General features: G+C 51.5%; 9 protein-coding genes. 8 read left to right on the forward strand and 1 reads right to left on the reverse strand.

Annotation, left to right across the window (positions count from 1 at the left end):
- The first annotated feature begins 123 nt into the window (after positions 1 to 123).
- The 4 genes from cobJ to cbiD are packed head-to-tail and all read left to right on the forward strand — an operon-like array spanning position 124 to position 6,436.
- Positions 124 to 1,530, forward strand: coding sequence for a precorrin-3B C(17)-methyltransferase (gene cobJ / locus F452_RS0104720; RefSeq protein ID WP_026292191.1), 1,407 nt, complete (start codon positions 124 to 126; stop codon positions 1,528 to 1,530).
- The gene (locus tag F452_RS0104725) at positions 1,523 to 2,764 is read left to right on the forward strand and encodes a bifunctional cobalt-precorrin-7 (C(5))-methyltransferase/cobalt-precorrin-6B (C(15))-methyltransferase (RefSeq protein WP_026292192.1); all 1,242 of its coding nucleotides are present in this window, start codon (positions 1,523 to 1,525) and stop codon (positions 2,762 to 2,764) included. Before cobJ ends, F452_RS0104725 begins: the two co-directional genes overlap by 8 nt.
- Before the next feature lie 13 nt (positions 2,765 to 2,777).
- A complete protein-coding gene (cobM, locus tag F452_RS0104730) occupies positions 2,778 to 4,622 on the forward strand; it encodes a precorrin-4 C(11)-methyltransferase (RefSeq protein WP_018965090.1) in 1,845 nt (614 codons plus the stop codon).
- Complete coding sequence (gene cbiD / locus F452_RS0104735; RefSeq protein ID WP_018965091.1) at positions 4,619 to 6,436, forward strand: cobalt-precorrin-5B (C(1))-methyltransferase CbiD; 1,818 nt, start codon at positions 4,619 to 4,621, stop codon at positions 6,434 to 6,436. Before cobM ends, cbiD begins: the two co-directional genes overlap by 4 nt.
- An 85-nt stretch (positions 6,437 to 6,521) precedes the next feature.
- Here the strand turns inward: cbiD and F452_RS0104740 are convergent, their stop codons facing one another.
- Positions 6,522 to 7,307, reverse strand: a complete 786-nt coding sequence (locus F452_RS0104740) for a formate/nitrite transporter family protein (RefSeq protein WP_026292193.1) — start codon at positions 7,305 to 7,307, stop codon at positions 6,522 to 6,524.
- A 54-nt stretch (positions 7,308 to 7,361) separates the two neighbouring features.
- On the opposite strand from F452_RS0104740, the gene F452_RS0104745 reads away from it, so the two are divergent.
- The 4 genes from F452_RS0104745 (at position 7,362) to F452_RS0104760 (ending at position 11,158) form a co-directional block, all read left to right on the forward strand.
- Positions 7,362 to 7,742, forward strand: a complete 381-nt coding sequence (locus tag F452_RS0104745) for a hypothetical protein (RefSeq protein ID WP_018965093.1) — start codon at positions 7,362 to 7,364, stop codon at positions 7,740 to 7,742.
- Between the two features lie 732 nt (positions 7,743 to 8,474).
- Positions 8,475 to 9,125 carry an NYN domain-containing protein gene (locus F452_RS0104750; RefSeq protein WP_018965094.1) on the forward strand — a complete coding sequence of 217 codons (651 nt, stop codon included), beginning with the start codon at positions 8,475 to 8,477 and terminating at the stop codon, positions 9,123 to 9,125.
- A gap of 201 nt (positions 9,126 to 9,326) precedes the next feature.
- On the forward strand, positions 9,327 to 10,907 hold the full coding sequence (locus F452_RS0104755) for a peptide chain release factor 3 (protein ID WP_018965095.1): 1,581 nt from the start codon (positions 9,327 to 9,329) through the stop codon (positions 10,905 to 10,907).
- A 32-nt stretch (positions 10,908 to 10,939) separates the two neighbouring features.
- Positions 10,940 to 11,158 carry a hypothetical protein gene (locus F452_RS0104760; RefSeq protein WP_018965096.1) on the forward strand — a complete coding sequence of 73 codons (219 nt, stop codon included), beginning with the start codon at positions 10,940 to 10,942 and terminating at the stop codon, positions 11,156 to 11,158.
- Positions 11,159 to 11,188: the final 30 nt, after the last annotated feature.

An 11,188-nucleotide genomic window follows, 5' to 3' on the forward strand; every position in this document is an offset into this window, starting at 1 on the left:
ATCGGATCGATGTCGGGGCGTTATGGCTGCATGTCTTATTTCTTTACTTTTGTAGGGAGCGCAGGCGAACACCATTCGCTCGCTATCTCCATTCATCCAATACCTTTATCCGCTTTCAGCAAAATGAATCGAGCACGAATCATCGTAGCCGGCATAGGCCCGGGAGGAGCATCGGATATTACTCCTGCCGTACTGTCGGCCATCGGCCGGTCCGACGTAGTCGTCGGCTATAAATACTATTTTCGTTTTATCGCGCCTTATCTCCGTCCGGAGACCCACTGCGTGGACACCGGCATGAAGAAGGAGCGGCAGCGTGCCGAAGAAGCGTTCGGGTATGCCCTCAGTGGCAAGACGGTCTGCGTGATCAGCTCCGGCGATGCCGGCATCTACGGCATGGCTCCTCTTATATACGAAATGAAACGAGCCAAAGGCGTGGAGATGGACATCGAAGTGCTGCCTGGCATCAGTGCTTTTCAGAAAGCGGCTTCGCTACTGGGTGCTCCCATCGGTCACGACCTCTGCCTGATCTCGCTGAGCGATCTGATGACCCCCTGGCCGATCATCGAAAAGCGCATAGTGGCAGCAGCCTCCGCGGACTTCGTCACAGCTATATACAATCCTAAGAGCGAGGGCCGATACTGGCAGCTCTATCGTTTCGTAGAGATCTTCATGCAGTATCGTTCGGCCGATACACCTGTCGGACTTGTCCGTCAGGCAGGCCGGGAGGAAGAGCAGGCGACGGTGACGACTCTCGGCGAGTTCGATCCCGAAGTGGTGGATATGTTCACCGTCGTACTCGTAGGCAATTCGCAGTCTTACTGCTACGAAGGGCACTTTATCACCCCTCGTGGCTACTACCCCGAAGAAGAGATCGAAGCCAAAGGCATCGGACAGGAGATTATGATCAAGAGTTTCCGCACGATCGAGAAAGAGCTGCGCCGTCAGGACTGGCCATTAGACCATAAGTGGGCTTTGCTCCATGCCATTCATACCACAGCAGACTTCGACATGGAGAATATACTCTACACGGATGCCGGTGCGGTGGCTTCCCTGCATGAAATGATCGAAGCCGGACGGCTGCGCACGATTGTCACAGATGTGACCATGGTTACCTCCGGTATTCGCAAGGGGGCACTGGAGCGTCTGGGCGTGGAGGCCAAATGCTATCTGCATGATCCGCGCGTGGCAGAACCGGCCGCTCGTCACAGCATCACCCGGACGCAGGCAGGCATACGCCTGGCCGTGGAGGAGCACCCCGATGCTCTTTTCGCCTTCGGCAACGCTCCCACAGCCTTACAGGAACTGGCCGATCTGATCCGTCGGGGCAAAGCCTCTCCGGCCGGGATCATTGCGGCACCGGTCGGATTCGTCCACGTACAGGAATCCAAACATGCCGTGAAGCCGTTCCGCTCCATTCCGAAGATTATCGTCGAAGGCCGCAAAGGCGGTAGCAATCTGGCCGCCACGCTGGTCAATGCCATACTCTGCTATAACGATGCCGAACAACTCAGACCGGGACGCGATGTGTGAAGCTACTTACGGAGGAGTGTCTCCTCAGATACGGCGACAGCGATTCGTCATACTCGGGATGAGCGATGACCCTCATCCGTTTTTCCCACCTGCAGCGATGGCGGCTATTGCTTCCGGCAAGGTATTCAGCGGAGGCAAACGGCATCATGAGATCGTGCGCGAGCTACTCCCTGCGGATGCCGAGTGGATAGATATTACAGTACCGCTGGACGATGTATTTGCCCGTTATCGGGCGTTTGAGGAGATAGTCGTTTTCGCTTCGGGGGATCCGCTCTTCTTCGGCTTTGCCAATACGGTGATGAATCGGCTGCCCGATGCCGAGGTTACGGTCTACCCTACGTTCAACAGTTTGCAGATGCTTGCCCATACTCTTCGTATGCCGTACCACGATATGCGGATCGTATCGCTTACGGGCAGGCCGTGGCATGAGTTCGACCGCGCACTGATCGAGCGGACGGAGAAGATCGGTATTCTGACCGACCACGAGCATACCCCTTCGGCTATCGCAATGCGAATGCTCGATTATGGCTACGAGGACTATACCATGTCCATAGGCACTCGGATGGGAAACCCCAAAGAGCAACGCTTGGACACGCTCTCCCTACAGGAGGCAGCCGCTCGCGACTTCGAACGCCCCAACTGCGTGATACTCTCGGCTACTCGGCCATTCGCTTGCAGTCGTGCTCCGCTCGGACTGTCCGAAAGTGCTTTCATGCCGCTCAATGGGCGAACGAAGATGATTACGAAGATGCCGTTCCGGCTCGTTTCTCTCAGCTGTCTGGAGCTGCACCGCGCTACTTCCTTCTGGGATATAGGCTTTTGTACAGGATCTGTTTCCATCGAAGCCAAATTGAACTTTCCTCATTTGCATATCACTGCATTCGAGATCCGTCCCGAAGGTGCCGAACTGATGTCTGTGAACAGCCGCCGCTTCGGTGCACCCGGTATAGCCTACCGGATCGGAGATTTTATGGAAGAGGACCTCTCTTCCCTCACTCCGCCTGATGCCGTTTTTATCGGTGGCCACGGAGGCCGTCTTGTAGAAATGATTGCCAAGGTGCACAGCGTTATGACAAAGGGCGGCCTGCTGGTATTCAACTCTGTATCGGAAGAGAGTCGACACCTCTTCCTCACCGGAATAGAAGCCTGCGGGATGGAGCTGCTCTCATCCGTCCGACTGACGGCTGACGGCAACAACCCTATCGACATACTCCAAGCAAGAAAAAAAGAATAGACACTACCCAATCATGTCGAAACCGAATCATACTGCCATAATCTGTGTATCCGCTGCCGGTCTGGCATTGGCGCGGATCATTGCATCCGAACTTTCGGGAGAGAAAGAGATTTTTGCCATCGGCACGAATTTTACCGACTGCACGGAGGATGTTTCCTGCATCTCTTCCATTGCGGAGCTGATGGCCGAATCTTTTGCCCGATACGATGCTTGGGTTTTCATCGGTGCCATGGGAATCTGTATAAGGAGCATCGCTCCCTACGTGGCGGACAAACATCACGATCCGGCCGTGGTGAACGTAGATAGCACGGGCAGGTACGTGGTTTCCGTCCTGAGCGGTCATGTGGGTGGAGCTAACGATCTGACGCGGCTGATCGCCTCTGCTATCGGTGGCGAACCGGTGGTTACCACCCAAAGCGACCGAACGGGATTCTGGGCATTGGACACGCTGGCTTCGACCTATGGATGGAAAGCCGTTTCCAATACAGGCGACATGAATCGTCCCATTTCGCTCTTCGTGGGGGGAGCACGTACGGCATTGGTATTGGAGACTTCGGGACGAGGAGAAGATTTTTTGGAAAGGTCTTGTCCGCCTCATGTCAGCCTTTTCTACTCATTCGAAGCGGTCGATCAGGCGGAGTTCGACCTCCTTTTGGTTGTTTCTGCCCGGTACTTGGAGAGCCGGTTGCCGATGATCTGCTACTATCCTCCTGTTCTTACGATCGGAGTAGGTTGTCGCAGGCTATGCGCCCCCGAAGGTATTGCCGAGCACGTCTTCTCCGAAATACGGCAGTCAGGTTATGCTCCCGAAGCCATCGGTCGGATAGCCACGATCGACATCAAAGCCGAAGAGCCGCTTGTGGCCGATCTTGTACATCGTCTCGGAGGGATACCGCTACATATATATACGGGACAGGATCTACAGCCGGTGGAAGTGACCAACCCATCGGAAAAGGTATTTGCCGTTACGGGTTGCTACGGAGTAGCCGAAGCCTCGGCACGGAAAGCAGCGGATATGGGAAGCCTTGTGATAGAGAAGCAGAAAGGACAGCTATCGGAGGGCAACGATTTTACCTTTGCAGTAGCACAGTCAGCCGACTCCGCCCGTACCGGCCATATCGAAATAGTGGGAGCAGGTCCGGGCGATCCCGATCTGGTATCGGTGCGGGGCAGGCAGTTCTTGGAAAAGGCCGATCTGATTCTCTATGCCGGCAGCCTTGTCCCTCGCGAACTGACTGCTTGTGCCAAAGCCGGTGCCACGGTCAGAAGTTCGGCTGCGATGAATCTGCAACAGCAGTTCGAGATCATGTCGGACTTTTACCGCCGAGGCAAATTAGTGGTACGCCTGCATACGGGCGACCCCTGCATCTACGGAGCTATCCAAGAGCAAATGGCACTCTTCGACCACTACGGTATGCGCTATCATATCACGCCGGGTATCTCCTCGTTCCAGGCGGCGGCTGCAGCTCTGCGCTCACAGTTTACCATTCCCGAACGTACACAAACCATTATCCTCACCCGTGGCGAAGGGCGCACTCCCATGCCAGAGAAAGAAAAACTCCATCTGCTGGCACAGTCCCAAAGCACCATGTGCATCTTCCTTAGTGCCGGCATAGTGGACGATGTACAGCGCGAACTGATGATGCATTATCCACCCGACACGCCGGTAGCGGCCTGCTATCGACTGACCTGGCCGGATGAAAAAATCTTCCGAGGCGCGCTCCGGAACTTGGCGGAGATCGTAAAAGGAAACAACCTGACCCTGACAACGATGATAGTCGTGGGAGAAGCCATAAACAACCGCGAAGGGCTGTCACGGCTGTATGCCGATGAATTCAAACACCTATTCCGCACATGATCCTACTCTTCGGCGGTACCACGGAAGGCCGTGCGGCAGCTCGCGTGCTGGATGAAGCGGGAAGTCCGTTTTTCTACTCCACCAAAGGTAATCTGCAAGAGATCCGGTGCAGCCACGGCCATCGTCTGACGGGTGCCATGACGGTTGCCGACATGGTTTCGTTTTGTCGGAAAGAAGAGATCCGGCTGATCGTGGACGCCGCTCATCCTTTCGCCGAAGAATTGCACACTTCAGTGGCAGAGGCCGCTGAACGAACAGGTATCCCCGTAGTAAGATACGAGAGACAATACCCTCCACGCGAAGAAGGGATCGTCTGGTGTGCAAACTACGATACGGCTGCCGAACGGATGCTTGGCGATGGAGTGCAGCGTCTGCTGATGCTCACGGGGGTGAATACGATCCCCAAGCTGGCTGCATTTTGGAAAGAACGCACCACCTTTTGCCGCATATTGAAGCGAGACGAATCGCTCGCTTTGGCAGAGAAGAACGGCTTTCCTCCGGAGCGCATCGTTTTCTTCGAACCGCATGCGGACGAAGAGCTGATGCAAGCCGTTCGCCCCGATGCCATTATCACAAAAGAAAGCGGAGAGAGTGGCTACTTCCGAGAAAAGATCGAAGCTGCCCGACGGGTGGGTATCCGTATATATGCAGTCATCCGCCCGGCTTTGCCTCCCTCATTCATTCCCGTAGGCGGGCCTGTCGGTTTGAGACGGGCGGTAGAACGCCTCGTGCCGGGATTCTTTTCACTCCGAAGCGGATTCACTACCGGCACCACAGCTACCGCCGCAGTAGTAGCAGCCATGCATCGACTGATGGGGCTCGGCTCTCTCGCCGAAGCTCCCGTAGAATTGCCTTTAGGCGAAGTAGTCAGTCTGCCTATAGCGGAAATTCGGGAGGAAGAAGATGCTGTCGTAGCCACAGTACTGAAAGACGCGGGCGATGATCCGGACGTGACCAATGGTATGGCGGTATGCACTACGGTCAGGCTCAATCCCGAACATGAGGAAGTCCGCTTCCTGCAGGGCGAAGGTGTAGGAGTAGTGACGCTCCCCGGCCTCGGTCTGGAGGTCGGAGGTCCGGCTATCAACCTCGTACCACGACAAATGATGACAGCAGAGGTACGCAGACTCTATCCACAGGGAGGTGTGGATATTACGATCAGCGTACCCGAAGGCCGAGAGGCTGCCACCCAGACATTCAATCCCCGACTCGGCATACGGGACGGCATCTCTATTATAGGAACATCGGGAGTAGTGAAACCTTTTTCGGCCGAAGCATTCGTTGGTGCCATCCGTAAGCAAGTGGGCATTGCCACCGCCTTGGGAGCCGATCATATCGTCCTCAATTCGGGAGCCAAGAGTGAGCGTTATGTAAAAGGAGCCTATCCGGCACTCATTCCACAGGCCTTTGTGCAGTATGGCAATTTTGTCGGCGAATCACTCAGCTGTGTAGCCTCCTTCCCCTCCGTCCGCTCGGTAACGGTAGGAATCATGCTCGGCAAAGCGGTGAAACTCGCCGAAGGCTATCTGGATACGCACAGTAAAAAGGTGGTGATGAATCGGGATTTCCTGCACGAACTGGCTCGTCAGGCCGGTTGTTCGGAAGACATCCATGCCATCATAGACGGTCTGAATTTGGCTCGTGAGCTATGGACACTGCCGAGTGCGGAAGACAGCGATCGACTGCTACGAAAGATTGCCGAACGATCTTGGGAGACTTGCCGCCCATCGGTACCATCGGCCGAATTCGAACTCCTGCTGATCGATGAATCCGGGGCGATTCGTTTTCGTGTCGGAGGAGAACAGCTCCGGTAAGCCATCAGCTTTTTTCAGCCAATCCTCTCTTGAGACATCAGGTAAGATGGTTGTCTGATATGTCACTTGGAGCAAAGCCTTTTTTCTACTTTCCTCCTCTATCGAATATATGGACATGGAAGAAGCCCACAAAGAGTGCACCGCCGACAATATTTCCGATGGTGACGGGCAGTAGATTGTCGATTACGAAGCTACCCCAGCTGATGGATGCCCCTTGCAGTATGCCGAGCGGAATATAGAACATATTGGCAATGGAGTGTTCGAATCCCATAGCCACGAATGCCATCACCGGCCACCAGATACCGAACATTTTGCCCGTAAAGTCATGAGCCGAAAGCCCCAGCCAAACGGCCAGACAAACTAACCAGTTAGCACCGATTCCTCTAAGAAATGCTACATGAAAAGGCAGAGAGGTTTTGTCTTCCGACAGATGGACAATGGCACTATGCCAAGGATCCGCATCGACGAAGCCGGCCAAATGGACAAGGAAATAGGTGAAAAAGAAAGCACCGATAAAGTTGGCCACATAGACCACCGTCCAGAGCTTGAGTGGGAAGAGACGTGGGATGCGACCTTTGACGGCGGCAGGAATCAGTACGGCATTATTGCTGGTGAACAACTCGGCTCCGGTGAGCACCACAAGAATCAAGCCGACGGGGAACATCGCCCCACTCAGCAGTTTGGCCACTCCCGGATTGGCTTCGGCCATCTCGGGAAAACCTTTGCCTACCAACAGGGACAAAAAACCTCCGATAGCAATGTATGCTCCGGCCATGATGCCCAACCAAAATATCTGATACCATGTCTTGGCATATTTGCCTGCAGCCATGCTGTAGGTCTGTTCGAGTACTTCTTTCGGATTCCTTACCATCTCTCTGATCTCTTTATATGATGTTGTATTGAAAAAACGAGTATCTCTTTCGGTATGAAGCAATACGCTTTACTACCTGTTACGAAAATAATACAGTATCTAATTAAAACTGCTATCGGAGAGGACAAACTCTTTCCCATCGAAGCGGTAAGCATCAAAAAGGCCTTGCGAACCGACAGGGGCAACTACCTCATCCGTATTTTCACTGATGTACAGCAAGGTCTGACCTCTGCAATTGACTCCCCCTTACTTTCAGTTTTTGCTATATATAAGGAGGAATTGGAGCCGCCAAAGATAATGAATAAGCCCAAAAGCGTCAAAGTCAAGGATTACGTTCACAATCCGGCGGTCTCAAAAGCCATAAGTTTTGCCCCCAAAAACACGCGCAAAAAAAGTTTTCAACAACGAAGAAGTGTTTGGAATGGTTCTAAATAAGCACCCGTAAGGAAGCCGAAAGCAAGACAAAAAAGAAAGGGAAACAGATTTTTTCAGATCGAAAAGCCTTTTTCATTAGTTCGAATAGCAATCTATATATTAAGTGTTTTCGTTTTGTATATATATCTTTTTCGTTTTATATATAAATTATTTTCAATAAATATATGAATCGGAAATGATTTATATAGAAATTGTAGCTTGAGAAGGGCCAATGTAGGAGCTGAAATAAAAGAGGCACGCACCCGATTCGTGGCCGAATTGGGCGCGTGCCTTATGCTTTTAGAGTATGATAGTGACGTTATTCCATGCTATTCATCATGGGGGTAAGCATCGCCTTCTTGGAAGTATGAGAGACGAGGAGTACAAGACCGTACAGAACTATACAGGGAAGCGGATCCGGTGATGGATGAGTATGGGAGTTGAGTGTAGATATTCATTGTCATTTAATCATTTATCAAAGAGTTTTACAAGGGAGCCGAAGTCTCTATTCGTGTATATAACTGCTTGCTGCATGCAAGTGGCTATCGGCATACAAATGTAGCAAAAAGCTCCATTCGAGGGAATCCAAAACAGATCGGAGGTTTGCTCATGTCTCTTAAACTTGCGCAAAATTGCATAGCATGTGTAAAGTTTTGCCGAACAAAAAGAAATGTTTAAGTTTGCATTAGATTATCGCCCTTAGGTGGAAAATACTAAGGCTCGCCACCTCAGTAATGGGGTGGCTTATCTTTTATGATAGTTGTGGAAACAGAAGAAAAACAAAAGGTTATTGTCTACATTGACGGTTTCAACTTTTACTATGGATTGAAATCCACCAAACGGTGGCGGAAATACTATTGGCTTGATATAGTCAAGTTATTTGAAAGTTTCATGCGCCCTAATCAGGAATTGATCGCAGTCAAATATTTTTCAGCCAAGCCTGATGATCTGGAACAGAGTCGCCGTCAGAATGCTTTCTTTCAAGCAAATAAAGAGAATCCGAAATTCCGTTTAATCTTAGGTAAATATCTGAAGAAAGAGATCACCTGTTTTAAGTGTGGGAACATTATTCATACGTATGAAGAGAAAGAAACGGATGTGAGAATTGCGACACAGATTGTTGCAGATGCCTATGAAAAGATTTGCAATGTGGCTATCGTTGTTTCCGCCGACAGTGATATGATTCCGGCTATAGAGCTTGCAACACAGGCGCGACAAAAAGTGTTTGTTTATTTTCCACCCAATCAGTACTCAAGCAATTTAGCTTCAATGGGAATTGGACAACCGACTCAATTGAAACGCTACGAAAGCCGGTTCCGCAACAGCCTTTTCCCTGATACCGTTCACCTTACACTATCCAACTATGACTTGCAAATACCGAAAGAATGGAAAGAGTATCAATGAAATTCGCAAATGGGAAGCTAAAATAATTATGCACTACCGGCTATGACACCTAAAATAATAATAAAGGGAGGTATACCGAACAATTCGGATGCCTCCCTTCCTATTTGGGTATCATCCCTTGCGAGAAAATAAAAAAGCCGTTTCCTGCCCTACGGACAAGTTTGACTACCTTTGCGACCTAAATATAGAATCAGCCGAAATATGAGTGCTTACTCGGAAGAAATAAACGCTCGGCGTACTTTCGCCATTATCAGTCATCCGGATGCGGGGAAAACGACTCTGACGGAAAAACTCTTGCTCTTCGGAGGTGCTATCCATGTGGCAGGAGCGGTCAAAAGCAACAAGATAAAGAAAACGGCTACCAGCGACTGGATGGAGATAGAGCGTCAGCGTGGTATATCGGTGGCAACTTCCGTCATGGGATTCAACTACAAGGACTACAAAATCAACATCCTCGATACGCCCGGCCACCAAGATTTTGCGGAAGATACTTTCCGTACGCTTACTGCTGTGGATAGTGTGATCATCGTCATCGACTGCGCCAAGGGGGTCGAGACGCAGACGCGCAAGCTGATGGAGGTTTGCCGCATGCGCAAGACTCCCGTTATCGTCTTCTTCAATAAGCTGGACCGTGAGGGACAGGATCCCTTCGATCTGCTGGACGAGGTGGAGGAAGAGCTTCAGATCCGTGTGCGGCCCCTCTCCTGGCCTATCGATATGGGTGCCCGATTCAAAGGCGTGTACAACATATACGAGGAGGAGCTGAATCTCTTTACCCCGGACAAGCAGCGCATCACGGAGAGCGTGGCTTTCAAGGATCTGAGTTCGTCCGAGTTGGAACAATATATCGGTGAGAGTCAGGCCTATAAGTTGCGTGCGGACATCGAATTGATCGATGGCGTTTATCCACCTTTCGACAAAGAGGAATATCTGGCTGGACAGCTTGCTCCGGTGTTCTTCGGCTCAGCACTCAACAACTTCGGTGTACAGGAGCTGCTGAACTGTTTCGTCGAGATTGCTCCTTCCCCCCAGCCGGTGACTGCCGTGGAGAGGAAAGTGGATCCGCATGAGGAGGGATTTACGGGTTTTGTCTTCAAGATACATGCCAACATGGATCCCAACCATCGCAGCTGTATTGCTTTCGTGAAGATTTGTTCCGGTCGGTTCGAACGAAATACGAACTACAAGCACATCCGTCTCGCCAAACAATTTCGATTCAGCAGTCCTACAGCTTTTATGGCGCAGCGCAAGGAGACAGTGGACGAAGCCTATGCCGGTGATATTATCGGTCTGCCCGATACCGGCAATTTTCAGATTGGGGATACGCTGACAGCCGGCGAAGAGCTTCATTTCCGCGGTTTGCCAAGCTTCTCGCCGGAGCTATTCAAGTACATTGAAAATCAGGATCCGATGAAAGCCAAGCAGTTGGCCAAAGGGATCGACCAGCTCATGGGCGAAGGCGTGGCACAGCTATTCACCAACCAGTTCAACGGACGCAAGATTATCGGGACCGTGGGGCAGCTGCAGTTCGAAGTGATCCAATACCGTCTGCTGCATGAATACGGAGCGCAGTGTCGTTGGGAACCGATCAGCCTGTACAAAGCCTGCTGGATAGACAGTGACAAACCGGAGGCTTTGGAGGCTTTCAAGAAGCGAAAATCGCAGTATATGGCGAAAGATATTGCCGGACGAGATGTATATTTGGCGGACTCGGGCTATGTGCTGAACATGGCACAGCAGGATTTTCCCGATATACGTTTCCACTTCACATCCGAGTTTTAGGATGATTGAGACAGGATAAATCGGAAAAACAGATGGACAGGAACAAAAGACGTAAGATACTGGCGCATGCGATTGCATCCTTGATCCTTGGATTGTTTGTCTTTTTCATTGGCCTCATCCTGATTTGGGCAGGCCTTTTGAGCAGCAAGATGGAGGCTCTCTGGATCGCTATCGGAGCCGTAGGTGCCAGTCTTATAGGAGAGCTGATCCGGAAGAGGAACAATCGCAACGATGCTGCGGGCGAATCCTAACCGGTAGGGAGTGGCAGCTGAGCCGGAGAG

It is taken from the genome of Porphyromonas gulae DSM 15663 (assembly GCF_000378065.1).
Taxonomy (GTDB): domain Bacteria; phylum Bacteroidota; class Bacteroidia; order Bacteroidales; family Porphyromonadaceae; genus Porphyromonas; species Porphyromonas gulae.